General features: G+C 57.8%; 20 protein-coding genes. 14 read left to right on the top strand and 6 right to left on the bottom strand.

The genetic code is table 11. The features are described 5' to 3' along the window. Positions 1–80: 80 nt before the first annotated feature. Positions 81–1304 (bottom strand): acyl-CoA dehydrogenase, encoded by a 1224-nt coding sequence (locus AUC61_RS24195; RefSeq protein ID WP_243248732.1) that lies wholly within the window; start codon positions 1302–1304, stop codon positions 81–83. A 171-nt stretch (positions 1305–1475) separates the two neighbouring features. On the opposite strand from AUC61_RS24195, the gene AUC61_RS24200 reads away from it, so the two are divergent. The 7 genes from AUC61_RS24200 to AUC61_RS24230 all read left to right on the top strand — a co-directional run bounded on the left by AUC61_RS24200 (position 1476) and on the right by AUC61_RS24230 (position 10661). Then, positions 1476–2405 (top strand): LysR family transcriptional regulator, encoded by a 930-nt coding sequence (locus tag AUC61_RS24200; protein WP_243248735.1) that lies wholly within the window; start codon positions 1476–1478, stop codon positions 2403–2405. A gap of 251 nt (positions 2406–2656) precedes the next feature. Continuing rightward, positions 2657–3046, top strand: a complete 390-nt coding sequence (locus AUC61_RS24205) for a MerR family transcriptional regulator (protein WP_243248736.1) — start codon at positions 2657–2659, stop codon at positions 3044–3046. 39 nt (positions 3047–3085) lie between these two features. Further along, a complete protein-coding gene (locus tag AUC61_RS24210; RefSeq protein WP_243248738.1) occupies positions 3086–3985 on the top strand; it encodes a hydroxymethylglutaryl-CoA lyase in 900 nt (299 codons plus the stop codon). Between the two features lie 981 nt (positions 3986–4966). After that, a complete protein-coding gene (locus tag AUC61_RS24215) occupies positions 4967–6130 on the top strand; it encodes an isovaleryl-CoA dehydrogenase (protein ID WP_243248739.1) in 1164 nt (387 codons plus the stop codon). Positions 6131–6266: 136 nt separating this feature from the next. Then, the gene (locus AUC61_RS24220; protein WP_243248741.1) at positions 6267–7874 is read left to right on the top strand and encodes a carboxyl transferase domain-containing protein; all 1608 of its coding nucleotides are present in this window, start codon (positions 6267–6269) and stop codon (positions 7872–7874) included. Positions 7875–7887: 13 nt separating this feature from the next. Beyond that, the gene (locus AUC61_RS24225) at positions 7888–8703 is read left to right on the top strand and encodes a gamma-carboxygeranoyl-CoA hydratase (protein ID WP_243248743.1); all 816 of its coding nucleotides are present in this window, start codon (positions 7888–7890) and stop codon (positions 8701–8703) included. Further along, entirely contained in the window at positions 8700–10661 is a 1962-nt protein-coding gene (locus AUC61_RS24230; protein WP_243248745.1) for an acetyl/propionyl/methylcrotonyl-CoA carboxylase subunit alpha, read from the top strand. Before AUC61_RS24225 ends, AUC61_RS24230 begins: the two co-directional genes overlap by 4 nt. Before the next feature lie 198 nt (positions 10662–10859). Here the strand turns inward: AUC61_RS24230 and AUC61_RS24235 are convergent, their stop codons facing one another. After that, positions 10860–14345, bottom strand: coding sequence for an indolepyruvate ferredoxin oxidoreductase family protein (locus AUC61_RS24235; RefSeq protein ID WP_243248746.1), 3486 nt, complete (start codon positions 14343–14345; stop codon positions 10860–10862). A 205-nt stretch (positions 14346–14550) separates the two neighbouring features. Between AUC61_RS24235 and AUC61_RS24240 the strand changes: the two genes are divergently transcribed. The 3 genes from AUC61_RS24240 (at position 14551) to AUC61_RS24250 (ending at position 17320) form a co-directional block, all read left to right on the top strand. After that, entirely contained in the window at positions 14551–15018 is a 468-nt protein-coding gene (locus AUC61_RS24240; RefSeq protein WP_122664378.1) for an Lrp/AsnC family transcriptional regulator, read from the top strand. 490 nt (positions 15019–15508) lie between these two features. Further along, entirely contained in the window at positions 15509–16069 is a 561-nt protein-coding gene (locus tag AUC61_RS24245) for a DUF4880 domain-containing protein (protein ID WP_243248748.1), read from the top strand. Between the two features lie 111 nt (positions 16070–16180). After that, positions 16181–17320, top strand: coding sequence for a M14 family metallopeptidase (locus tag AUC61_RS24250; RefSeq protein WP_243248750.1), 1140 nt, complete (start codon positions 16181–16183; stop codon positions 17318–17320). 93 nt (positions 17321–17413) lie between these two features. Here AUC61_RS24250 and AUC61_RS24255 read toward each other — a convergent pair whose 3' ends face one another. Further along, positions 17414–17956, bottom strand: a complete 543-nt coding sequence (locus AUC61_RS24255) for a cytochrome b (RefSeq protein ID WP_243248751.1) — start codon at positions 17954–17956, stop codon at positions 17414–17416. After that, positions 17953–19050 carry a catalase family peroxidase gene (locus AUC61_RS24260; protein WP_243248753.1) on the bottom strand — a complete coding sequence of 366 codons (1098 nt, stop codon included), beginning with the start codon at positions 19048–19050 and terminating at the stop codon, positions 17953–17955. Before AUC61_RS24260 ends, AUC61_RS24255 begins: the two co-directional genes overlap by 4 nt. 190 nt (positions 19051–19240) lie before the next feature. On the opposite strand from AUC61_RS24260, the gene AUC61_RS24265 reads away from it, so the two are divergent. Both AUC61_RS24265 and AUC61_RS24270 read left to right on the top strand, forming a co-directional pair. Beyond that, complete coding sequence (locus AUC61_RS24265) at positions 19241–19750, top strand: RNA polymerase sigma factor (RefSeq protein ID WP_243248754.1); 510 nt, start codon at positions 19241–19243, stop codon at positions 19748–19750. Further along, the gene (locus tag AUC61_RS24270; RefSeq protein ID WP_243248756.1) at positions 19747–20505 is read left to right on the top strand and encodes an anti-sigma factor family protein; all 759 of its coding nucleotides are present in this window, start codon (positions 19747–19749) and stop codon (positions 20503–20505) included. The genes AUC61_RS24265 and AUC61_RS24270 overlap by 4 nt, the downstream gene beginning before the upstream one ends. 180 nt (positions 20506–20685) lie before the next feature. Here the strand turns inward: AUC61_RS24270 and AUC61_RS24275 are convergent, their stop codons facing one another. Continuing rightward, positions 20686–21891, bottom strand: coding sequence for an MFS transporter (locus tag AUC61_RS24275; protein ID WP_243248757.1), 1206 nt, complete (start codon positions 21889–21891; stop codon positions 20686–20688). Positions 21892–21997: 106 nt separating this feature from the next. Here AUC61_RS24275 and AUC61_RS24280 point away from each other — a divergent pair, with 106 nt between their 5' ends. Further along, positions 21998–22573, top strand: coding sequence for a TetR/AcrR family transcriptional regulator (locus tag AUC61_RS24280; protein WP_243248760.1), 576 nt, complete (start codon positions 21998–22000; stop codon positions 22571–22573). A gap of 3 nt (positions 22574–22576) precedes the next feature. Beyond that, positions 22577–23857, top strand: a complete 1281-nt coding sequence (locus tag AUC61_RS24285) for a leucine-rich repeat-containing protein kinase family protein (protein ID WP_243248762.1) — start codon at positions 22577–22579, stop codon at positions 23855–23857. 177 nt (positions 23858–24034) lie between these two features. Here the strand turns inward: AUC61_RS24285 and AUC61_RS24290 are convergent, their stop codons facing one another. After that, positions 24035–24739: a YebC/PmpR family DNA-binding transcriptional regulator gene (locus AUC61_RS24290; RefSeq protein WP_243248764.1), complete on the bottom strand. Its 705-nt coding sequence runs from the start codon at positions 24737–24739 to the stop codon at positions 24035–24037. Positions 24740–24761 lie beyond the last annotated feature (22 nt).

The following is a 24761-nucleotide window of genomic DNA, read 5'->3' on the forward strand; positions in this document are numbered from 1 at the left end:
CTCCTACAGAACTACTCGCCCCGTCCCGCATTATCATCTCGGTTCGCTCCAACAAGCCGCATTCCAGCGTCCTGAAAGCTTCAGCCCCGCAGCATTTCCTTCGGCACGTATTTGCCAATCTCGAACTTGCCTATCGCCGCACGGTGAACTTCATCCGGGCCGTCGGCGAGGCGTAGCGTGCGCTGCATGGCGTACATGTAGGCCAGCGGGAAGTCATTGGAAACCCCTGCGCCGCCATGAATCTGGATAGCGCGGTCGATCACCTTCAACGCGACGTTGGGCGCAACCACCTTGATCTGGGCGATTTCGCTTTTCGCGACTTTATTACCCACCGTGTCCATCATGTAGGCCGCTTTCAACGTCAGCAGGCGCGCCATGTCGATCTCCATTCGCGAGTCGGCAATCTTGTCGACGTTACCGCCCAATCGCGCCAATGGTCGCCCGAATGCCTCACGGCTGATCGCTCGTTTGCACATCAATTCCAGTGCACGCTCGGCCATGCCTATCGAACGCATGCAGTGATGAATGCGGCCCGGCCCTAAACGCCCCTGGGCGATTTCAAAGCCACGGCCCTCACCGAGCAGCACATTTTCGTATGGCACCCGCACATTCTCGAAGACAACCTCTGCGTGCCCATGTGGCGCATCGTCATAGCCAAACACCGGCAATGCACGGACGATTTTCACTCCAGGAGTGTCTGTCGGCACCAGGATCATCGAATGTTGCCCATGACGCGGCCCGTCAGGATTGCTCAGGCCCATGAAGATCAAAATCTTGCAGCGTGGATCGCAAGCACCTGAAGTCCACCACTTGCGCCCGTTAATGACCCACTCGTCGCCTTGACGCTCGGCACGGGCTGCCATGTTGGTGGCATCGGAGGATGCAACATCGGGCTCGGTCATGGCGAACGCCGAGCGAATCTCGCCGCGCAGTAACGGTTCGAGCCACTGTTTCTTCTGCTCCTCACTGGCGTAGCGCACCAGAACTTCCATGTTGCCCGTGTCAGGCGCCGAGCAATTGAACGGCTCAGGCCCAAGCAGCGAACGGCCCATGATCTCCGCCAGCGGCGCGTACTCCAGATTGGTCAGCCCGGCACCCAGTTCGGACTCAGGCAGGAAAAGATTCCATAGGCCTTCAGCTTTGGCCCTGGACTTGAGCTCATCCATGATCGCCGTAGGCTGCCAGCGATCCCCCTCAGCGACCTGCCGCTCGAACACCGGTTCAGCGGGATAAACATAGTTATCCATGAACGCCGTCACGCGCTCGCGCAGTTCCTGAACCTTCGGGGAGTAAGCAAAATCCATGGGCAGCTACCTTCTGAGTGAGGTTTGTAAGGTCATGTGACGATGCTAGGCCTCCAACCAACATTTATCTAACCTATTCTCAGCGTGTATAAACATTCATAACCGATATATGATCGGGCCACGCTTCGTCCAGGAAGCGATAAAACAAGAACAGCACACGAGGCGTACTGAATGAACCTGAGCAAGGTCGATCTCAACCTTTTCATTGTCTTCGACGCGATCTACACCGAAGCCAATCTGACTCGCGCCGGACAGATTGTCGGCATCACCCAGCCCGCTGTGTCCAATGCGTTGGCGCGGCTGCGTGAAACCTTCAACGACCCGTTGTTCGTGCGCACAGCTCAAGGCATGGTGCCTACGCCCATGGCGCAAAACATTATCGGACCGGTACGCAATGCACTGGCGCTGTTACGGGTTTCTGTACAGGAAAGCCGGATTTTTACGCCGCTCCAGGCCGTCAAAAATTACCGGATCAGCATGACCGACCTGACGGAAGCGGTGGTCCTGCCAGCCCTGTTTCAACGCCTGCGTCGCCTGGCCCCGCAGGTCACCATCGAAAGCTTTCTGTCAAAACGCCGGGAGATGACCAAGGAACTGGCCGCCGGACGCCTGGACTTTGCCGTGGACGCGCCGCTCAATACCGACCCGCAAGTACGTCACGTCAAGCTGATGGCCGACAAATACGTCTGCGCCATGCGTAAGGGTCATCCCCTTGCGACTAGAGAAGTCTTCAAGCTGGAGGACTATCTGGCCCTGTCGCATATCCATATTTCCAGCCGTCGCAGCGGCCTGGGCTATGTCGACCTGGCACTGGGCAAAATGGGCATTCAGCGCAAGGTTGCCTTGCGCTCGCAACATTACCTGATGGCCTCACAAGTCCTGCAACAGACCGATATGGTCATGACCGTGCCGGAACGCTTTGCTAAACGCCACGAGCTGCGCTATTTCCCCCTCCCTGTGCATGATGTTCCGGCAGTCGAAACTCACCTGTACTGGCACGAAAGCACCGATCAGGACCCGGCTAACCGCTGGATGCGTGAGCAGATAATCGAGCTGTGTCAGCAAGTGACTGCGCAGGAAAACAAGCTAGAAGTAGCTTGAATATATAACCTCAACTCATTGTTATTAATATAGTTATCAGACATAAACCATCTACTGTGGGAGCCGGGCTTGGCCACGGTGGGGGTAACTCTGCACCACGGTCAGATCGTGGTTTACGCATCGCGGGCAAGCCCGGCTCCCACAGAAATACAATCCAAGCCATCAAGCTGAGTCAGACCAGCAGCACTTGCTGCTTGACGTGAACGTAAAGGGAACCTTAGGTTAAGCCTTTGCTTTTGCCGAGCGCGTTCATGACCAGTCAGACCTACAGCATCTCCGACCTCGCCCGCGAGCTGGATATCACCACGCGGGCGATCCGTTTCTACGAAGAGCAAGGCATGCTAGCCCCCGAAAGACGTGGCCTGGAGCGTATCTACTCGGCAAGAGACAAGGTCACCCTCAAGCTCATATTGCGGGGTAAGCGCATCGGCTTTTCTCTTGCCGAATGCCGCGAGTTGATCGAGCTTTATGACCCCTCCGGCGGTAATCACAAACAGCTCCATACCATGCTCGGCAAAATCGGTGAGCGCCGCGCCCAGCTAGAACAGCAACTGCTGGACATCCAGCAGATGCAGCTGGAACTGGACAGCGCGGAAGAACGATGCAAGCTTGAGCTAAATAAAACTATAAATATCAATTGATTACTGAATCATTCTCGAATCTTTCGAGAGGAGCCGGACATGCCTTTACCCGAAAAAGTACGCTTGGTTGAAGTAGGCCCTCGTGACGGTCTGCAAAACGAAGCACGGCCTATCAGCGTTCTGGACAAAGTGAATCTCGTCGACGAGCTTTCAACAACCGGTCTCAGCCATATCGAAGTTGGCAGCTTTGTATCGCCCAAATGGGTGCCGCAAATGGCAGGGTCGGCAGACGTCTTTGCCCGGATCCAGCGCAGAGACAACGTCACCTACGCGGCACTGACGCCGAATCTTCGTGGCTTTGAAGACGCATTGGTCGCAGGGGTGAAAGAGGTGGCGGTTTTCGCCTCGGCATCCGAGACCTTTTCGCAGCGCAATATCAACTGCTCAATCAGTCAAAGCCTTGAACGCTTCGTCCCTGTTTTGCAGGCCGCCCGCCTGCATGGCATTCAGGTCCGCGGTTATGTGTCTTGCGTATTGGGTTGTCCTTACGAAGGTCACATCAAGCCTGCGCAGGTTGCGGCTGTGGCCAACGAGCTACTTGCCATGGGCTGTTACGAGGTTTCACTGGGAGACACGATCGGCACGGGCACACCTGGCCAGACCCGCGAACTGTTCGATGTGGTCACTGGACGTATCGCCCGAAGCAAGCTCGCCGGCCATTTCCATGACACTTACGGCCAGGCGCTGGCCAACATCTACGCCAGCCTGCTGGAGGGCATTCATGTGTTCGACAGCTCGGTGGCCGGGCTCGGTGGCTGCCCTTATGCCAAAGGTGCCAGTGGCAATGTCGCCAGCGAGGATGTGCTCTACATGCTCAACGGGCTGGGCATCAATACCGGTGTGGATCTGGATCGGCTGATAGCTGCTGGTCAGCAGATTTGCGATGTGCTGGGCAAGCCCAATGGCTCTCGCGTGGCAAGGGCTCGTTTGTCGGCCTGAGGTGCGACATGTTGCCGCAGAGTGTTACCCTGCCCGCATCAGGCAGGAAAAAACGGGTAACACGGAAACAGCTGACAGCGTGCTTTATTGAGTCCTGAGCTGAGCACGTCTCTCAAACCCCCGTTTTATAAGGCTTTTCAAAAACTGGCACGGCTCCTGCTCTATCTTCAGTACAACAAAAATAAAAAAATGCAGTAACCCAATAAAAACAAGACGTATCGGCTCTGACATAACAAGAACAACACGGACAGAGGCGCAGCTAACAGATTTTTTTGGAGTGGATAGCTTTTCGGAGGGTCTTGAAAGAGCTCCTCGCAACCGGACAGAGAACAATAAAACTACCGTCAGGTAGCGCCCGACCTGGTTGGATCGACGAGATAAAAGCCGCATCAGCGCTCAAAAAAATACGTTTGCTCTTGATCCTGAATGGGGATCGCTAAAAACAGCAGTAAGGGTACGGCCAACAAAAACAACAACAGGCCGCCCAACAATAAAAAAGAGCATCGAGAAATACCTTGAAGGGGAGCCCAGGCTCCCCTTCGTGCTGTCTGGGGTTTGATTATGTATTTGCGGCGTCGCTGAGTTCGGTTCCGTCCTGTCGGCCGGGTCACTTTTGTTTCGACAAAAGTAACCAAAACCATTTGCGCTGACGTCCGGCCCCTGCTTCGCAGGGGTACCTTCGACTCCGGAGCTGTGGTGCGGGCACGCGCCGACGGGCCATCCCTGGCCCAACGGCGCTCGCTCGGCATCCATGCCGAGCGACCCACACCACCGCTCCTGCGCTCAGCCTTCCGACGCTATTCTCGTGGCGTACATAAGATTCGTGCATGACACAAATTTGCTGAATCAGAAGCAACAGCAAAGCACTTCTTGCGCCTGACCGTCGCACTTACGAGATTGCATTGACACACCTCTGCCAACAGGCTTACGTTAACGTAAAGGTCATAGCGACTCATCCAAAAATAAAAAGGAACGCTAACCATGAGTTACCCCAGCCTTAATTTCGCTCTGGGCGAGACAATCGACATGTTGCGTGATCAGGTTCAGTCATTTGTCGCGGCTGAAATCGCACCTCGTGCCGCTCAGATCGACAAAGACAATCTGTTTCCCGCCGACCTGTGGCGCAAGTTTGGCGACATGGGTTTGCTGGGTATTACCGTCGATGAAGAATACGGCGGCGCAGACCTTGGTTACCTGGCGCATGTAGTGGCAATGGAGGAAATCAGTCGCGGCTCGGCTTCCGTTGCATTGTCCTACGGCGCGCATTCGAACTTGTGCGTGAACCAGATCAATCGCAACGGTAACCCGGCCCAGAAAGCCAGGTACCTGCCCTCCCTCATCAGCGGTGAACATGTGGGCGCCCTGGCCATGAGCGAGCCAAACGCTGGCTCCGATGTTGTGTCCATGAAGCTGCGCGCCGAGAAGCGTGGCGACCGCTTTGTCCTCAATGGCAGCAAGACCTGGATCACTAACGGCCCCGACGCCAACACCTATGTCATCTACGCAAAGACCGACCTGCAAAAGGCGGCTCATGGCATCAGCGCGTTCATCGTCGAACGGGACTGGAAAGGTTTCTCCCGTGGCAACAAGTTCGACAAGCTGGGTATGCGTGGCTCCAACACCTGCGAGTTGTTTTTCGACGACGTGGAAGTCCCGGAAGAGAACCTGCTCGGGGATCTGGATGGCGGCGTGAAAGTGTTGATGAGCGGCCTGGATTATGAGCGCGTCGTCCTCTCCGGTGGCCCCACCGGGATCATGCAGGCCTGCATGGACGTGGTAGTGCCCTATATCCACGATCGCAAGCAGTTCGGCCAGAGTATCGGCGAGTTCCAGCTGATACAGGGCAAGATCGCTGACATGTACACCCAACTGAATGCCAGCCGCGCCTACTTATACGCTGTGGCCCAAGCCTGCGAACGCGGCGAAACAACGCGCAAGGACGCCGCCGGGATCATTTTGTACAGCGCTGAGCGGGCCACACAAATGGCGCTGGAAACGATCCAGATTCTGGGCGGCAACGGCTATATCAACGAATTCCCTGCTGGCCGCCTGTTGCGCGACGCCAAACTCTACGAGATCGGCGCAGGTACGAGTGAAATCCGGCGGATGTTGATCGGGCGCGAATTGTTTAATGAATCGAAATGAAGTGCCCCGCTGATTGACCCACATTCTGTAGGAGCTGCCGAAGGCTGCGAAGCGGTTTTATCAACGGTACCGCCTCGCAGCGTTCCGCAGCTCCTACAAAAATATAGTTTGCCGTGCGACAAAGCCCGGAGTAACCATGGCCACCCTCCAGTCCCGTATCAACACACGATCCCCGGAATTCACCAGCAACAGTGCCAACCTGCTGGAGCAGGTTCACGCGCTGCGCACCCTGCTTGCAGACATTCAGCAAGGCGGTGGTACAAAAGCTCAGGAGCGGCATACCTCCCGAGGCAAACTGCTGCCTCGCGAGCGCATCAACCGCTTGCTCGATACAGGCTCGCCCTTTCTGGAAATTGGCCAACTGGCCGCTCTGCAGGTCTACGACGAAGAGGTACCCGCCGCAGGTGTGATCGCCGGGATCGGTCGTGTTGAAGGTGTGGAATGCATGATCATCGCCAATGACGCGACGGTCAAAGGCGGCTCCTACTATCCGCTCACCGTGAAAAAGCACCTGCGTGCTCAAGCCATTGCCCAGCAAAACCGGCTGCCGTGCATCTACCTGGTGGACTCAGGGGGCGCCAATCTGCCGCGACAGGACGAGGTGTTCCCGGACCGCGAGCACTTCGGACGGATCTTCTTCAATCAAGCCAACATGAGCGCCCAAGGCATCCCGCAGATCGCAGTGGTCATGGGTTCATGCACGGCCGGCGGCGCTTATGTACCTGCCATGGCGGACGAAGCGATCATGGTTCGCCAGCAGGCGACGATCTTTCTTGCCGGGCCGCCGCTGGTCAAAGCTGCGACCGGTGAAGTGGTCACTGCCGAAGACCTGGGCGGCGCGGATGTTCACTGTCGCACCTCCGGCGTTGCCGACCACTACGCCGATAACGATGAACACGCACTGGCGCTCGCCCGGCGCAGCGTGGCCAACCTCAACTGGCGCAAGCTCGGCCAACTCAACAGCGTCACCCCCGTTGCTCCGCTGTACGCTGCCGAAGAGCTGTACGGGATTATCCCTGCCGACGCCAAACAGCCTTTCGATGTTCGCGAAGTCATTGCTCGCCTGGTAGATGGTTCGGTTTTCGACGAATTCAAAGCGTTGTTTGGCACCACGCTGGTCTGCGGCTTCGCGAGACTGCATGGCTATCCCATCGCGATTCTGGCCAACAACGGCATTCTCTTTGCGGAAGCCGCGCAGAAAGGCGCCCACTTTATCGAACTGGCCTGCCAGCGCGGCGTTCCGCTGCTGTTCCTGCAAAACATCACGGGGTTCATGGTCGGCCAGAAATACGAGGCGGGAGGCATCGCCAAGCACGGTGCAAAGCTGGTCACGGCTGTGGCGTGCGCCAAAGTTCCGAAATTTACCGTGATCATTGGTGGCAGCTTCGGTGCCGGTAACTATGGGATGTGCGGCCGCGCCTACGACCCCAGGTTCCTGTGGATGTGGCCTAACGCCCGAATCGGCGTGATGGGCGGCGAACAAGCCGCAGGCGTACTGGCTCAGGTGAAACGTGAACAGGCCGAGCGCAGTGGCGAGCCATTCAGCGCACTTCAGGAAACGGCCATCAAGCAACCCATCCTTGATCAGTATGAACACCAGGGACATCCGTACTACTCCAGCGCACGCCTCTGGGATGACGGCGTTATCGACCCGGCGCAAACCCGGGAGATTCTGGCCCTGGCCCTCTCCGCCTCACTGAACGCGCCCATTGAACCGACGACTTTCGGCCTGTTTCGGATGTGACCAGGAAATGCCCATGACTGATTTTCAAACCGTAGAACTGCTTCGTGACCCTCGGGGCTACGCGACCCTTTGGCTGAACCGGCCCGAAAAGAACAACGCGTTCAATGCGCAGATGATCCGTGAACTGATTCTCGCACTGGATGCGGTTCAGGCTGATGCCAGCCTGCGTTTCCTGATCATTCGCGGACGCGGCAAACACTTCAGCGCAGGAGCGGATCTGGCCTGGATGCAGCAGTCAGCCCATCTGGACTACAACACCAATCTGGATGATGCCCGCGAACTGGCGGAGCTGATGTACAACCTCGCCAAGCTGAAAATTCCTACGCTTGCCGTAGTGCAAGGCGCAGCGTTCGGAGGGGCGTTGGGACTGATCAGTTGCTGTGATATGGCCATCGGCAGCGTGGACGCGCAGTTCTGCCTGTCCGAAGTGCGCATTGGTCTGGCGCCCGCGGTGATCAGCCCGTTTGTGGTTCAGGCTATAGGAGAGCGCGCGGCACGTCGCTACGCGCTGACTGCGGAGCGCTTCGACGGTACGCGCGCCCGGGAAATCGGTTTGATCGCCGAGCACTATCCTGCGCAACAACTGGAGCAACAGGTATCCGAGTGGACCGATAACTTGCTGCTGAACAGCCCGCAAGCCATGCGTACCAGCAAAGACCTGCTGCGAGAGGTCGGCAATGGTGCGCTGACTCCGGCATTACGCCGATATTGCGAGAATAGTATTGCGCGGATTCGCACCAGCGCCGAGGGCCAGGAGGGGTTGCGCGCGTTTCTGGAAAAACGCCAACCCGTCTGGCAGGTCGAACAGCCCAAGGAGTCCCGTTCATGAGCGTCCCGACACTGACGAGCGTGCTGATCGCCAATCGTGGCGAAATTGCCTGCCGCATCATGCGTACCGCGAAAAGCCTCGGCCTGACCACTGTCGCGGTCCACAGCGCCATAGATAAAGATGCACGTCATACCCGAGAAGCCGATATCAAAGTCGATTTAGGGGGCAGTAAGGCTTCAGACAGTTATCTGCGAATCGACAAGGTAATTGCGGCTGCGCAGGCCAGTGGCGCGCAGGCCATTCATCCCGGCTACGGCTTTCTCTCTGAAAACGCAGAGTTTGCTCGTGCCATCGAAAACGCCGGTCTGATTTTCATCGGCCCGCCCGCCTCCGCTATTGATGCCATGGGCAGCAAGTCCGCCGCCAAGTCGTTGATGGAAAGTGCTGGCGTACCATTAGTGCCGGGTTACCACGGCGACGCTCAGGATTTGACGACCTTTAGCGATGCAGCCGAGCGGATTGGTTATCCAGTACTGCTCAAGGCCACTGCGGGCGGCGGCGGTAAAGGCATGAAAGTCGTGGAGCGCGTAGAGGATCTCGCCGAGGCGCTGGCATCAGCGCAGCGTGAAGCCGCGTCATCCTTCGGTGACTCACGCATGCTGGTGGAGAAATACCTGCTCAAGCCTCGTCACGTGGAAATCCAGGTGTTCGCCGACCAGCACGGCCATTGCCTGTATCTCAACGAGCGCGACTGCTCGATCCAGCGTCGCCATCAAAAAGTCGTCGAAGAAGCACCTGCTCCGGGCCTCAGTACACAATTGCGCCAAGCCATGGGCGAAGCCGCCGTCAAAGCAGCGCAAAGTATTGGGTATGTGGGTGCGGGCACCGTAGAGTTTTTGCTCGACGCACGGGGCGATTTCTTCTTCATGGAGATGAACACGCGGCTGCAGGTAGAGCATCCCGTCACCGAGGCGATTACCGGCCTCGATCTGGTTGAATGGCAATTACGGGTAGCACGGGGCGAAGCGCTACCGCTGACTCAGGCGCAAGTCCCCCTGCTCGGCCACGCCATCGAAGTACGCCTCTATGCTGAAGACCCCAACAACGAATTCCTGCCCGCCACTGGCACTCTGGAGCTTTATCGAGAGTGCACAGCCAATACCGGGCGCAGGGTTGACAGCGGCGTGGCAGAGGGCGACAGCATCTCACCGTTTTACGACCCCATGCTCGGTAAGTTGATTGCCTGGGGTGAGGACCGCGAACAAGCCCGCCTGAGGCTACTGGCAATGCTCAATGAGTTCGTGGTCGGCGGGGTCAAGACCAACCTGCCGTTTCTGCGACGCATCATTGCCCATCCGGCATTTGCTGCGGCAGAGCTGGACACCGACTTCATCCCCAGGCATCAGGCGCAACTACTGCCACAAGCGGCTCAGTTGTCGAATGATTTCTGGCAAGCTGCCGCTGCCGCATTCAGCCAGAGTGAACCTGCCCGGGTTCGTCAGGATGATGTGCATTCACCCTGGTCGTCGACGCTTGGCACGCGCTTTGGATGCGTGGATGAAGTCGACCTGCATCTCGTTTGTGACGGCCAGGAACAGGTCATGAAGCTTGGCGGTGACAACCCTGCATCCTATCAACTGAAGGGTGATCGGCTGCAGGTCACACAAAACGGAGTGCAACAACAGCACCTCGCTCTGCGCCGAGATAACACTTTGTTCCTCAAATGGGCTGGCGATCTGCATGTGATCAGGCGCTTCGACCCGATGACCGCATCAGGCGCCAGCCAGGCCACGCAAGGCGGCCTGACAGCACCTATGAATGGCAGCATCGTGCGGGTGTTGGTTGAGGTCGGTCAGAGTGTCGAAGCGGGTACGCAGCTGGTGGTGCTGGAAGCGATGAAAATGGAACACAGCATCCGCGCGGACAGCGCTGGCGTGGTCACCGTGGTGCATTGCAGCGAGGGTGAGATGGTCAGTGAGGGCGCGGTGCTGGTGGAGATTGACGGGACGGCAGAATGAACTACCTCCGTCCCGGTTAAAGCGGCCCCCACGACGTCGCGCAAGTTCTGTAGGAGCCGGGCTTGCCCGCGATAAGAGCAACCTGGTTGGCCTGCAAAATACAAACATCAGCATCGCGGGCAAGCCCGGCTCCCACAAGGAATGTGGGTGCTAGACCTGCCCGCGATTCACTACCTGATGACCAATGCCTATGAGGGTTTAGACAGCCACCTCAAACAGCTTCGGTGGCACGACCTCTCCCGTCACCAGGCTATGGCGTACACGCTCAGCATGCAGGCTCGCAGCTTTCATGGCGCGCTCCTTGATATGGCCATAACCCCGAATTTTCTCCGGCAAGCGAGCCAACTCCAATGCGGTGTGCCGATTCATCGCGTTGAGGTTCAGCAGGATCAGCTCAATGTCGTTGATGTACGCCTCGATCAGCTCCCGCTCCTGCTTGCGCTCCAGGCTGCGGCCGAACGGGTCAAATGCGGTGCCGCGCAGGAACTTGAGGTTCGCCAGCGCACCAAATGCCTTCATCATCCACGGGCCGAAACTGCGCTTGCGCGGCTCCCCTGTCTGCTTGTCACGTCTGGCCAGCCACGACGGTGCCAGGTGGAATTCAAGCCGGTAATCACCCTCGAACTGCGCCTGTAACTGCCGTTTAAAGTCGCCATTGCTGTAGAGCCTCGCAACCTCGTACTCATCCTTGTACGCCAGCACCTTGAACAGACTGAAGGCCACAGCTTCAGTCAGCACCGCCAATTGCCCCGGGAACAAACGCGCTTCGGTCTGGCGCACGTTTTCAACCAGACGACTATAACGCCCGGCATAAGCAGCATTCTGGTACTCGGTCAGCGCCGCAACGTTGGCTTTGATGCGCTGCGCAAGGTCGACAGGCTGAGGCTCTTCAATGACCTGCTCTTGAGGGTAAGCAATCGATTGCACTGCGCCCAGATCATGCGCCGCACGCCGCCCCCAGAGGAACGCTTGCTGATTGAGTGTCACCGCCACGCCATTGAGTTCGATGGCTTTTTCGATCGCCGCCGAGCTTAACGGGATGAAACCCAGCTGAAAGGCGTAGCCCAACATGAACAGGTTGCTGGCAATGGTATCCCCAAGCAGGCGAATCGCCAGGTCTGTAGCCTCGACAAAGTGAGTTTTTTCCGCGCCGACCGCATCACGGATGGTCTGCTTCATCGCTTCGCCGGGGAACACGGCATCCGGGTTGCGGGTGAACTCAGCCGTCGGCGTCTGTTGGCTATTAACCACCGCATGAGAAAAGGTTGAGTTGAGTTTCGCGATGGCATCCGGGCCAGCCGCCACCAGTAGATCGCAACCCAATAGCAGGTTGGCTTCGCCCGCCGGGATGCGTACCGCAAACAACGCGTCCTGACGCGCCGCGATGCGGATGTGGCTGACCACAGGGCCGAATTTCTGTGCGAGCCCGGCCTGATCCAGCACGCTGCAGCCCTTGCCTTCCAGGTTTGCGGCGAAGCCCAGCATTGCACCGACAGTCGTCACACCCGTACCACCAACACCAGACAGCAGAATGTTGAAGGGCTTTTCCAGACTTTGCAGGTGCGGCTCCGGCAAGGTCACAAAGCGCTGGACCTGCGTCGGCGGCGCAGGCTTGCGCAGTTTGCCGCCATGCACGGTGACAAAGCTCGGGCAGAAACCTTCGACGCAGCTGAAGTCCTTGTTGCAGGCGTTCTGGTCAATCTCACGCTTGCGGCCTTGAGCGGTCTCTTTGGGCAACACGGAAAGACAGCCTGACTTGACGCCGCAGTCACCACACCCTTCGCACACGGCTGTATTGATCAGCGCGCGTTTTTCCAGATCCTTCATGGTGCCGCGTTTACGCCGACGGCGCTTTTCCGTTGCGCAGGTCTGGTCATAAATGATCACCGAGACGCCTTTGAACTCGCGCAACTCGCGCTGCACGCTGTCCAGGTCCCGTCGATGGTGAAAGGTGGTGATCGGAGCAAAGCCATCACGGCTTGGGTACTTATCAGGCTCATCCGACACCAGAGCGATACGCAGCACGCCTTCATTGAAAACCTGGCGGCTGAGCTGGTCGACGCGCAGTACACCGTCGATGGGCTGACCGCCCGTCATCGCTACCGCATCGTTGTAGAGAATCTTGTAGGTAATGTTGACGCCGGATGCCACCGCAGCGCGTAGCGCCAGGTGACCCGAGTGGAAATAAGTACCGTCGCCGAGGTTCTGGAACACATGGGGGGTATTGGTAAAAGGTGCCTGACCAATCCAGGTGACGCCCTCGCCACCCATTTGGGTGAAGGTTTCCGTGGCCCGATCCATCCAGATAGTCATGTAATGGCAGCCAATACCTGCCAAGGCGCGGCTGCCTTCAGGGACGCGGGTTGAGGTGTTGTGCGGGCAGCCAGAACAGAAATGAGGGGTCCGCTGAGTGTTGAACAGTGGCGCTTGCAGCGCTTGCTCCTTGTCTGCCAGAAACTGCAAGCGCGCTTCGATTTGCGGGCTGCTGTAGAACGGCGCAAGGCGTTTGGCAATGACGCGGGCAATCATCGCAGGCGTCAGTTCGCTGAGGTTGGGCAGCAACGACTCGCCCTGTTCGTCGAACTCACCGACCACCACAGGACGCCGCTCCACCGGCCAGTTGTAAAGCTGACCGGTTAACTGATCCTCGATCACACTGCGTTTTTCTTCGACCACCAGGATCTCGTCCAGACCTTCGGCGAAACCATGCACTGAGACCGGCTCCAGCGGCCAGCTCATGCCGACCTTGAGCACGCGAATACCCACTTGAGCGCACAACGCTTCGTCAATGCCCAGTTCTTCCAGGGCCTGACGTACGTCCAGATAGGATTTACCTGTGGTGACGATGCCCAGCCGCGGATGGGGCGAATCAAGGACCACCTTGTTGAGTTGGTTCGCTCTGGCAAATGCGCGCGCTGCGTAGATTTTGTAAGTATTGAGCCGTGCTTCCTGGGCCAGCGGCGGATCCGGCCAGCGAATGTGCAGGCCGCCTTCGGGGATCTCGAAGTCCTCTGGAATCTGCGTGGTCACACGCAGCGGATCGACCTCGACAACAGCGGAAGAGTCGACGTTCTCGGCAATGGTTTTCATCGCCACCCAGCACCCGCTGTAGCGTGACAATTCCCAGCCAATAATGCCGTAATCAAGGATTTCCTGAACGTTGCTGGGGTTAAGCACCGGAATCATTGAGGCAATGAACGCATGTTCACTCTGGTGGGCGATGGTCGACGATTTGCAGCCATGGTCGTCACCTGCCAATACCAGTACCCCGCCATTGGCAGCGACACCGGCCGAGTTTGCGTGCTTGAACACGTCGCCGCAGCGATCGACACCGGGGCCTTTGCCATACCAGAGCGCAAACACGCCGTCGTATTTGCCCTCGGGAAACAGGTTCACCTGCTGGCTGCCCCACACCGCTGTTGCCGCCAACTCTTCGTTGACGCCCGGCTGAAAATGGATGGCGTTCTGTTTGAGGTAATCCTTGGCCTCCCACAGGCTTTTGTCGAGATTGCCCAATGGCGAGCCGCGATAACCGGAAATGAAACCGGCCGTGTTCAGCTCTCGGGCCTCATCACGCTGTTTTTGCAGCATGGGCAGACGGGTCAACGCCTGGGTGCCGGTCAGATACAGATTGCCGGTCGCGAGCCGGTATTTATCGTCCAGACGAATATCAGCCAAAGACATTCAGGTGCTCCTTTTATTTTTATGAGCAGTTTATGGCGGCTAATCCGGGTCGCCATGCGGGCGCCCTGCATGCTGAGCAGCTTCCGCTCAGCATTCACAAGCAAAATACTGCCTGTAGCAAAGAGGCTTTTTCTTTCTAATTTGCCGTTTATCTGCTGAACTTCTGCATGTTCGTTTCGATAAAAATAAAAAAAAGGGTCAATTCATGCAGAACAAATTAAGCCCCATCGACCGCAGGATCCTGCGCCTGCTGCAACACAATGCCGACCTGTCGGCGGCCGAAATCGCTGAACGCGTCGAGTTGTCACAGTCGCCATGCTGGCGGCGCATCAACCGGCTTCAGGAAGAAGGCTTCATCGAGCGCAAAGTCGCCCTGCTCAACCCGCAAAAGCTCGGACTGACCACTACCGTTTTTGTTGACGTAAAGTTATCGGGCCACGGCCGACGCTTTCTGGCCGAGTTTGAAGAAGCAATCACTGGCTACCCGGAGGTACTGGAGTGCTACACGATGGCGGGAGATATGGATTTCTTGCTCAAGGTGGTCGCTCAGGACATCACCAGCTACGAGCGCTTCCTGCGTGACCATTTGCTGCAGCAGCCACACGTTCAGGAAGCACACTCAAACATCGCCATGAGCGAAGTGAAGCGCACGACGGAGCTGCCGCTGGACTGAGGATTCTCAGGCGGAATCTGAATTTTTTTAATGGGGGCGATAAAAAGGTTTGACTTGCAAATGATAATGATTATTATTGCAAGCAACTGGCCGCAAGGTCAGTTGGATAACTCAGAAGTCTTAGGTCGGCTTCTGGATTATCTCCTCATCAGGCTAATCACGGTTTTTGACCCGGATTTTTTCCGGGTCTTTTTTTTAGTGTTGCGGTTCTATTTTTTTGTGTTGCAGGTTCGGGTGCTGCGTTCTTCAGGCTAATGAAGAGGGTGTCGTTTCTACGATGGCGCGGATCATAGCAAAAAGATTGCGGAACGGGCCCCTGAAGTTTGCTTTCAAAGGTTCTGTACGGAAGATAATCGGTAACTGAGCTGGCTTATCACTTGAGAATCACTCTCATAACAGCCACTTTTCGAGCGTCAGGATGACGCCCTTCTTACATCAAGAGCAGCGATCAAGGAAGGCATATCATGAATATCAAGCGAGGCAATCGATCATGAGTATTCAACTCTCGTCCTTTCCCGCTCTGCCCGCACGGCAGCCGGATGCCCCATTAAGCCCGCAAGGCGAAAGCATGCGCCGTGGCCTGGTCAAGCTTTCCCGTCGTGCACAGCAAGTGTTTCTCCTCAGTCGACTTGACGGTTTCTCCTACTCCCACATTGCCAGCTTGCTGGATATAGAGGTAACGCTGGTCGAGCAGGCAATGGTTCGAGTGCTCCAGAACAGTCGGCGGCAAATAGCGGGTGATGAGAGCCCTGTTGTCGACCCTGTCGGTGAGCAGGCCAGCCGCTGGTATGTCCACCTCCAGAGCCCGCATGCCACAGCCAGCCAGCGCATTGAATTTCGTCACTGGCTGGATGCGGACAGTAGCCATCTTGCCGCCTTCGAAGGAACTGAACGCCTATGGCGACAACTTCAAGCCCCTGCCGCCGTTTTGGGTGCCAGCGGCTGGCACCGGCGTAAACGACGCAGTTATCTGCTCTGGTGCATGGCGACAGCCTTCCTGTGCAGCTTGCTGATGACCGCAGAGGCGTTCGCGGTGTTCGGCCATTTTTGAATCAAACATGGCCGATTCGCACACATTCACGTCGCAGCAACGCGCGTTGCTCAAGGCAGGTTCCGTGTAAAGTAGCGCCATAACTGGCACTAACGTACACAGGAACCGACCGTGACCTCTCTCCAAATCAGCGCAGATTTCGATAGTGGCAATATCGAAGTGATCGACGCGAGCAACCCCGCACACATTCAGTTGGCTATTCGCCCGGATACTCGCAGCCCACATTTTCAGTGGTTTCACTTCAAGGTCGACGGTCTGCAGACGGGGCAGACGCATCGATTCAGCCTGACCAACGCGGGTCAGTCCAGCTATAAGAATGCCTGGACGGGCTACAACGCAGTTGCGTCCTACGATCACCAGACCTGGTTTCGGGTGCCCTCCACTTTCGATGACGGTGCCCTGAACTTCAGCCTCACACCGACCGAACCGCAGGTCTGGTTTGCCTATTTCGAACCGTACAGCCGCGAACGCCACGCCTGGCTCATTGAACAGGCCCTGGAAAAAGCGGGCGTGCAACTGCTGGCGACCGGCAAAAGCGTCGAAGGCCGCGACATTCCTCTGCTGCGTCGGGGTAACGGCGATGAGCAAAAGCTCAAAATCTGGATTATTGCTCAGCAACACCCCGGCGAGCACATGGCCGAATGGTTCATGGAAGGCGTGATCGAGCGCCTGCAACAGCAGGATGATCAGGTACTGAATGCCCTGCTGGAAGTTGCCGATCTGTATCTCGTCCCGCACATGAACCCTGATGGTTCATTCCACGGCCATTTGCGGACCAATGCCAACGGCAAGGACCTCAATCGCGCCTGGCAGGACTCCACTCAGGAGGCCAGCCCGGAAGTGTTTTTCGTCAAGGAACAGATGGAAAAGTATGGAGTGGACATGTTTCTGGACGTCCATGGCGACGAAGAAATCCCTTATGTGTTCACCGCCGCGTGCGAAGGCAACCCCGGCTTCACGCCAAAACAAGCGCAACTGGAAGCGCGCTTCCGCAGCCGCTTGAGTGAAATCACCCGTGACTTCCAGACTCGCTATGGCTATCCCCGCTCACAACCCGGCAAGGCCAACATGAACCTGGCCTGCAACAGTGTCGGCGAGAAATACAAATGCCTGTCACTGACCCTGGAAATGCCCTTCAAGGATAACGACGATGCGCCGGACCTGATAACCGGCTGGGATGGCAAGCGGTCGAAGCAATTGGCCAAGGATGTCTTGACCACGTTGTCGGAGATGGCTCCGGTCCTGCGCTGACAAAGGTTGCCCAAGGCTGCGAAAGCATTTTTCTGAGACATCGCTTTCGCAGCCTTCGGCAGTTCCTACAGGGGTAATCAATGCACGCTCTTATTACCTCCCCTCTCCCCGCAACATACTCCCCAGCACTTCGTCACGCCTTACCCATGCATGAAACAGCGCCGCAGCGATGTGCATCAGCACTGTCATGAACAACAGATACGCCAGCCAGGTGTGGGTCTGACGCAGAAATGCGAAGGTTCCGGCATCGGCCGCGACGATGGAAGGCAAGCGCAGTGAACTGCTGAGCATGACCGGGTCACCGGCCGCTGAAATCATCGCCCAGCCAATCAACGGCATTGCCAGCATCAGCGCATACAACACGTAATGAGAAAGCTTCGCCGCCAGCACCTGCCAGGTTGGCAAGTCAGCCGGGAGTGCCGGGGTATGACTGGACAGGCGAACGATGATGCGCAGAATCACCAACACCAGAATCGCGATCCCTAATGGCTTGTGCAGGTCCAGCAGCCACTCATGGCGAGCCGAAACCGATGCCACCATGCCTGCACCAATGAACAACATGGCGATGATCATCAGTGCCATCGACCAATGCAGCAGGCGCGCCAAAAGAGAAAAATGCGTAGTGGGAGTACTCATGATTTTTTCTCCATGACTGGCGCGGGCTTGGGCAACTGCTCCACTTCTGCAGTGCGCCGTTTGTAAGACGTGGCGTAGGCGGCGGAACGTGCAGCCAGCAGCGGATCATCAGAGCCAGTGATACCGGATGGCAGTACCAGCGGATCATAGTTGATATCACGGCAAGCACCGCTCAACTGCGGTTGCTCACTCTCAAGCACCAGCGTTCCGGCATTCAACGTGCGCCGATCGGCGGGCCACTGTTTGCTGGCGTCGTTGACCGGATCGTCTGCGTTGGCCAGGGTCAGGATCAGATTGAAGCGCAACGGCCCGGAAGCCAGTCGTGCGTTGAGGTCCGGCTCAAGGTAATCCTTGGCATCAGGCGCAGGGGCAGCGGCATCTACCGGGTCGACGGGCACCATGTTCCAGCGCACGGCCTGGCGCTTGCCGTCAGCACTGACCAGGTAAAACGCGTTAACGCTGTTGTAGGTGACGGTTGCATAGCTGGCCGAAGGCTTGGCAGTCTTGACCCAGGCAAGGAAAGGCCCGGTTTCAGGGTGGCTGCCGAAGAACGCGGGTGGTTTGGCCGGGTCGGGCTTGCCGGTTTGCGGATCCGGCGCGGTGGCTTGCAGCAACTCATAGAACGCTTGCGGCGTGCCCACCGGGAATACCGGCATGGCATTCATGCCGGTGCGCCACTGCTGGCCGTCTGCCTGGGTAAAGCGCAAGGCCAGGCTGCGTATAGGCGCAGCACTGTCGGGCGAGTACGGGTTACCGGTAGGCAGCGCGAATCGTCCCTCTACCGCTGTGCGAGTGCTGGAAAACACTTGAGCACTGGAAAGATCAGCAGCGGCGCCATTACTGTCGAAGTAACCTGAAACGCACACTCCTTTAGGGTGGTTCCGGCGAAACCCCGGGAAAGTGCCATTATTGTGTTCAAGGGTATTAACCAGTTTGTCCGGAGTCAGGCGCTGCGGATCCAGGTAACCTCCAACGTAGGCAAAGGCGGTGGCGGCGACGAGTACTACCACGCCAATCCCCACCAGGCGCAAGCCTGTCGCGGCAGGGCTCAACGGAGGTCTTTGCCTCTCGTGTAAAGGGTCACGGTCGTTCATACGAAACTCCAGGTCATCGGGCTATCACGATCGGCTATCGCGTTTTGTGCGCAGTAGGACGAAGCCGGGAAGTGTTTATTCCATCAGCCAAAAAAAATTGCACAAATGAAGGAATATATGGCCGCGAGCGTCGTCTTGCTGATCACACCACTGCGATGGTCATAGTTGCTGACCAGGGAAAATCCAGCCCATGAACGAGCTCGATGCACAATTAAGGGAGTTGATACCGCGGATGCGCAGGTTTGCCCTGTCGCTGACCCGCAATCCCAGCGGGGCCGACGATCTGGTTCAGGCCAGCCTGGAAAAGGCCCTGTCAGCCTGGAAAGACAAGCGCCCGGAAGGCGATATGCGCGCCTGGCTGTTCTCGATACTTTATCGCCAGTTTCTGGATGCCCACCGCCGCTCGCGACGTTACAGCCGGATGCTGGCGTTGTTCACCGGCGGCGACGAGGATTACCAGCCCAGCGTGGAGCGCACAGTAGTCGCCCAATCCACACTGGGCGCGTTCGAACGGCTGACTACCGAACAGCGCGCGCTGCTGCTGTGGATCTCGGTCGAAGGCCTGAGCTACAAGGACGTCGCCACTATTCTCGACGTGCCCATCGGCACCGTAATGTCACGTTTGTCCCGCGCTCGTCAGGCCCTTCGCCAATTCAGCGAGGGCGAAATCACGACCCCATCTCTGCGGATACTGAAATGATCACCCTGCCCCCCAGCGAACTCGACCTTCACGCTTATGTGGATCAGCAATTGAGCACGGCTGATCGCCTGCGCCTGGAAACCTGGCTTGCCGCTCATCCTGAGGTCGCGCTGCAGGTGAAGGCCTGGCAAGAAGACGCGAAGCGGCTGCGTACGGCCTTGAGCGGCGAATTGAAGCGCGAACCCAACCCGGAGCTGGACCCGGCGTTCATCCGTCAGCGCCTGCGTCGCCACCGTTACCGTCATCTGGCGACGGCCGCCATGTTAATGGTTGCCGTGGGCATTGGCGGGCTCAGCGGATGGCAGGCCAGGGAGATGACCCTGAGTTCCAACATGCCGCCTATGGCTGATGCCCTGCAGGCATACCGTATGTTTGCAGTGAACGACAACATGGCCAGTGACTGGAATATCGAACAGGCAAGCGATGCTCAGGTGTGGCTTGACCGCCACTTCAATAAGGCCAACCGACTGCCCAATCTTGAGGCGGCAGGCTTCAAACCCGTCACTGGGCGCATGACCACCACTGAACAGGGCGCTGCCGCCTTGGTGGTTTATAAAGATCCGGAAGGTCGCACGCTGAGTTTTTACATCCGCCCGCCCGGGGCGAAAAATCATATGTTGCCGAGAGGAAGTCGACTGGACGGCGATCTGCAGGCTGATTACTGGTCAGGCTCGGGTTATAACTACGCCATTGTCAGCCCGGCCAACGATCCCGCAGCGCAACAGGCTCGAAAGGCGCTGCCGGGGGCGATTTGAGTGGCGAGCACAGGCCCTGGCAGCCGGGCAAGCGCAACCCACTATTGGAGCGAGGCCTGCCCGCGATAGGCGCAACTCGGTCTAGAGTGAACCGCGCCCAGCCTTATCGCGAGCAAGCTCGACTCCCACAACAGATCAATGTTGCTGCCAAAGCGTGAGGTGTCAGGTAGCTACACCGCTTCATACCGGACTCACTGCCGCCTTTCCCGTCACACGCCGGACGATCAAGCCCGAGAGTGCCAGCAAGCCCAGCACTATCACTACGCAGCCATACACGTTGGTCGTCGCAATCAGACCAAAACTGTGGGCGCTCAGCCCGGCAATCAACGCCGGGATACAAAAAGCCAGATAACTGAGCACATAAAAAGCCGACATCAACCCGGCCCGCTCATGGGCATGAGCCAAAGGTAGCAACAAGCGCAGAGCCCCGAGGAAACCCGAGCCGAAACCCACACCGGCAATCACTGACCCGACAAAAAACAGCCACAGCCAACCGGCATTGACTGCCGCCAGTATCACCGCGACACCCGCAGGCAAGCAGCTCGCGCCGATCCAGAGCCCAAGCACCGCAGGGCGCAGACGCAGGTTGAAGATCGCCAGTGCACCGCTGATGGTAAGCGTGGCAACAGCCAGACCACCATTGATTGCAGACGTGGTTCCGGTAGCAGCAGCAAGAAGAGACGGCGACAGCGACAGGAAGAATCCCCCGAGTGACCAGGCCGCGATATCAACCGGCAATACCAGCAACAACGTACGCCGTGCCTGAACCGGGACGTGCAACGAAGGCTTCAGGGACGCCCACGCGCCCGCTTGAGGACTGACCGTCTCCGGAATAAACCAGACGTAAATCGCCTGTGCGAAAAACGCGGCCAATAACAGGCAGTACGTCAGCAACATCGGCAGGGGCGCCAACTCCACCAACAAACCCGTGCCCAGCGCGCCCAGAGCCATACCGAACATGGGTGCAATACTGTTGACCAAAGGGCCCTGCTTCTCATCACTGTCGAGCAAGGCGGCCCCTAGCACACTGCCCGCCATGCCCGTCGCCAACCCCTGAATCATCCTCGCCGCAAGCAGCCAGCCGACATCTACCGCGAAGACAAACAGCAACATGGCAATGATTTCCAGCACCAGCGCCGCAAAAATCACCGGCCGCCGCCCCAGATAGTCGGATAAGGATCCCACCACGAGCAATGCCACCAGCAAGGTAAACGCGTAGACCGCAAAAATCAGTGTCAGCACCGCTGAAGAAAACCCCCAACTCTGCTGATACAGATGGTAGAGCGGTGTCGGCGCGCTGGACGCAGCAAAAAAGCACAGGGTTGTGAACGCCAGAAATCCCAAGTGGTTGTTTCCTCGCTCAGGGTTCTGCAAAGGACGGGACATGGGTACACTCTCCGATCAGTCACATCATTAAAGCTAAGGTTTAGCGTTTCCGGATTGTGCGAGCTGACGCCGCTTAAAGCAAATACTTTGTGTTAAGGTCTGCCACATGGCTATAAAAGAAGGAATACGCACCGGTGGCCGTAGCGCCCGCGTACAGGAATCCATTCACAGCGCCGTGCGGGATCTGCTCGTCGAACACGACCGGGCAGCCTTGAGCGTACCGATGATCGCCACTCGTGCGGGCGTCACGCCGTCCACCATCTATCGCCGCTGGGGCGACCTGACCACGTTGCTCGCCGATGCTGCAGTGGAGCGTCTGCGCCCTGACGAGCCGATTGATTGCGGCAACCTGCGGGACGATTTGCGCACCTGGACCGAGATGTACCTCGACGAAATGAACTCTGCCCCAGGCCGGGAAATGATGCGCGACGTAGTCGCCAGCAGCGCGGCAACGTGCTCGGGCAAGTGCGCAGGCATTACGCGTGACCAGCTGCAGATCATCATTGACCGGGCGCTTGTTCGCGGGGAACCCTCACCCGACGCCAACGAACTGATTGATATGGTGGTTGCCCCGATGATCTATCGCATCCTGTATGCGGAAGCGCCGCCAAGCCTGGAGCGCGTTCACCTGTGGGTTGATCGTTGCCTGAACCTGCCGTCCGACAACAGTGGTCGTAGTTGATCCATGCACACACTTGCAGACCTTCGCGCAGGCAGGCTGGCCGGCATCAAACGCCTGGACCTGTCTTGCGGACTGAGCCATTTCCCGATGGAAATCTTCGATCTGGCCGACTCGCTGGAAATCCTCAACCTGAGTGGCAACTCGCTGCAGAGCCTGCCTGACGATCTTTATCGGCTGCCGCATCTGCAGGTGCTGTTCTGCTCCGATAACCAGTTCACCGAGCTGCCGACCTGCATCGGTCGTTGCCAGAACCTGCGCATTGTCGGCTTCAAGGCCAACCAGATCAGCCACGTCTCGGCGGCCGCGCTACCTCCCGCGCTTCGCTGGCTGATTCTGACTGACAACCGCATTGAGCAACTGCCTGATGCACTGGGTGAGTCCCGCTCCCTGCAAAAACTGATGCTGGCAGGCAATCGCTTGAGCGCCCTGCCAGCCAGCCTGGCTCAGTGTGAACAACTCGAGTTACTGCGTATCGCTGCGAACCAGCTAACCGCGCTACCTGACTGGCTGCTGCAATTACCCTCACTGGCATGGCTGGCCTTTGCCGGTAATCCGCTGTGCAAGACTCCTGAATCCGCTGTTGTACGGCAGATCCCATGGGTTGAGCTGGATATTCAGCAGCAGTTGGGCGAAGGCGCGTCCGGGGTCATTCAGCAAGCGCTCTGGCAGCCACCTCGGCAAGCAGCCAGGACCGTGGCAGTCAAACTGTACAAAGGCACCGTCACCAGTGATGGTTCACCGCTCAACGAAATGGCAGCCTGTATCGCAGCGGGTAGCCACCCGAACCTGATCAATGTCGAAGGCCAGATCTTCGACCACCCAGAGTCCCGTGCCGGGCTGGTCATGCAGTTGATTGATGCAAGCTTCACTAACCTGGCGGGCCCACCCAGCCTGCAATCCTGCTCAAGAGATATTTACCCCGCAGGGTTACGCCTGACCAGGTCGACGGCTTTACAACTGGCGCGCGGCATCGCGTCGGTCACCGCACACTTGCATGAACGTGGCATGACCCACGGTGACCTGTACGGTCATAACATTCTCTGGCATGACAAGGGTGACTGCTTGCTGGGCGACTTTGGTGCCGCGTCTTTTTACTCCACGCCAGCTCAGGCCCAAGCGCTGCAACGCATCGAAACACGGGCGTTCGGGATTCTGCTGGGCGAGTTGCTGGAGCGTTGTGACGAAACGCGAGAAGATGCCTTGTGGGCATTGCAGGCGCAGTGTGTTCAGCCGGACGTCAGTCGACGACCGACGTTGCGGGAGATTGAGCAACGCTTGGGTTGAAACCGGAGCGGTGCTTGCTCCGGGATGAGCGACGCTAGAACGCATCGCCCCAATCGTCGGAATACCGCCCAGACCAAGCATCGCTCCCACATAGAACCAGGTTTGGTGCACGAGAGCGATGTGTCAGGGACACCGGGGCGAATCCCTCAGGATCTTCGCAATCTTCTAGGACCGGCGTTACCCTGCCAAACCTACATAAACGTTCTGCACGTCGTCATTGTTGTCGATAGCCGCCAGGAAGGCTTCAACTTCGGCCATCTGCTCTTCGTTCAGGCCGTCAACAGTGCTTTTCGGGCGATAGCCCAGTTGGGCTGACTGCACGGTGAAACCGAATTCCGGAAGCTTTTTGCACACCGCATCCATATCGGTAGGCTCAGTGAGGAACAGGGTTGCGCCCTCTTCGCCCGGCTCGCAATCCTGAGCACCCGCCTCAATCGCCGCCTCATCCGGGTCAGCGTCCGGATTGGTCGGCACTGCCTCGATCATGCCCTGATAGTTGAAGTCCCAGGAAACCGAACCCGCAGCGCCCAATTGGCCTTTGCGGAACAGCACGCGGATTTCCGAGACCGTGCGGTTGATGTTGTCAGTCAGACACTCAACGATCACCGGCACCCGATGTGGAGCAAAGCCTTCATAGGTCAGACGCTCGAACGTCACGTTTTCACCCAGCAGCCCCGCGCCTTTCTTGATCGCCCGCTCCAGGGTTTCCCGCGGCATAGAAGCTTTTTTAGCCTGTTCCACTACCAGCCGCAGGCGCGGATTCATGTCCGGATCTGCCCCGGCGCGTGCCGCAATCATGATTTCCTTGGACAGCTTGCCGAAGATACGCCCCTTGGCATTGGATGCTGCTTCTTTATGCTTGACCTTCCACTGTGCGCCCATGCTTGCTCTCTTGATCCGATTG

Origin of the sequence: Pseudomonas maioricensis (assembly GCF_022790535.1) — a bacterium.
Classification (GTDB): Bacteria; Pseudomonadota; Gammaproteobacteria; order Pseudomonadales; family Pseudomonadaceae; genus Aquipseudomonas; species Aquipseudomonas maioricensis.

Coding starts and splice junctions, on each gene's coding strand:
- AUC61_RS24220 (WP_243248741.1), top strand. CDS start 6,267: ATGGCCACCCTCCAGTCCCGTATCAACACACGATCCCCGGAATTCACC.
- AUC61_RS24285 (WP_243248762.1), top strand. CDS start 22,577: ATGCACACACTTGCAGACCTTCGCGCAGGCAGGCTGGCCGGCATCAAA.
- AUC61_RS24195 (WP_243248732.1), bottom strand. CDS start 1,304: ATGGATTTTGCTTACTCCCCGAAGGTTCAGGAACTGCGCGAGCGCGTG.
- AUC61_RS24275 (WP_243248757.1), bottom strand. CDS start 21,891: ATGTCCCGTCCTTTGCAGAACCCTGAGCGAGGAAACAACCACTTGGGA.
- AUC61_RS24280 (WP_243248760.1), top strand. CDS start 21,998: ATGGCTATAAAAGAAGGAATACGCACCGGTGGCCGTAGCGCCCGCGTA.
- AUC61_RS24290 (WP_243248764.1), bottom strand. CDS start 24,739: ATGGGCGCACAGTGGAAGGTCAAGCATAAAGAAGCAGCATCCAATGCC.
- AUC61_RS24235 (WP_243248746.1), bottom strand. CDS start 14,345: ATGTCTTTGGCTGATATTCGTCTGGACGATAAATACCGGCTCGCGACC.
- AUC61_RS24260 (WP_243248753.1), bottom strand. CDS start 19,050: ATGAACGACCGTGACCCTTTACACGAGAGGCAAAGACCTCCGTTGAGC.
- AUC61_RS24240 (WP_122664378.1), top strand. CDS start 14,551: ATGCAGAACAAATTAAGCCCCATCGACCGCAGGATCCTGCGCCTGCTG.
- AUC61_RS24270 (WP_243248756.1), top strand. CDS start 19,747: ATGATCACCCTGCCCCCCAGCGAACTCGACCTTCACGCTTATGTGGAT.
- AUC61_RS24265 (WP_243248754.1), top strand. CDS start 19,241: ATGAACGAGCTCGATGCACAATTAAGGGAGTTGATACCGCGGATGCGC.
- AUC61_RS24230 (WP_243248745.1), top strand. CDS start 8,700: ATGAGCGTCCCGACACTGACGAGCGTGCTGATCGCCAATCGTGGCGAA.
- AUC61_RS24255 (WP_243248751.1), bottom strand. CDS start 17,956: ATGAGTACTCCCACTACGCATTTTTCTCTTTTGGCGCGCCTGCTGCAT.
- AUC61_RS24200 (WP_243248735.1), top strand. CDS start 1,476: ATGAACCTGAGCAAGGTCGATCTCAACCTTTTCATTGTCTTCGACGCG.
- AUC61_RS24215 (WP_243248739.1), top strand. CDS start 4,967: ATGAGTTACCCCAGCCTTAATTTCGCTCTGGGCGAGACAATCGACATG.
- AUC61_RS24225 (WP_243248743.1), top strand. CDS start 7,888: ATGACTGATTTTCAAACCGTAGAACTGCTTCGTGACCCTCGGGGCTAC.
- AUC61_RS24210 (WP_243248738.1), top strand. CDS start 3,086: ATGCCTTTACCCGAAAAAGTACGCTTGGTTGAAGTAGGCCCTCGTGAC.
- AUC61_RS24205 (WP_243248736.1), top strand. CDS start 2,657: ATGACCAGTCAGACCTACAGCATCTCCGACCTCGCCCGCGAGCTGGAT.
- AUC61_RS24245 (WP_243248748.1), top strand. CDS start 15,509: ATGAGTATTCAACTCTCGTCCTTTCCCGCTCTGCCCGCACGGCAGCCG.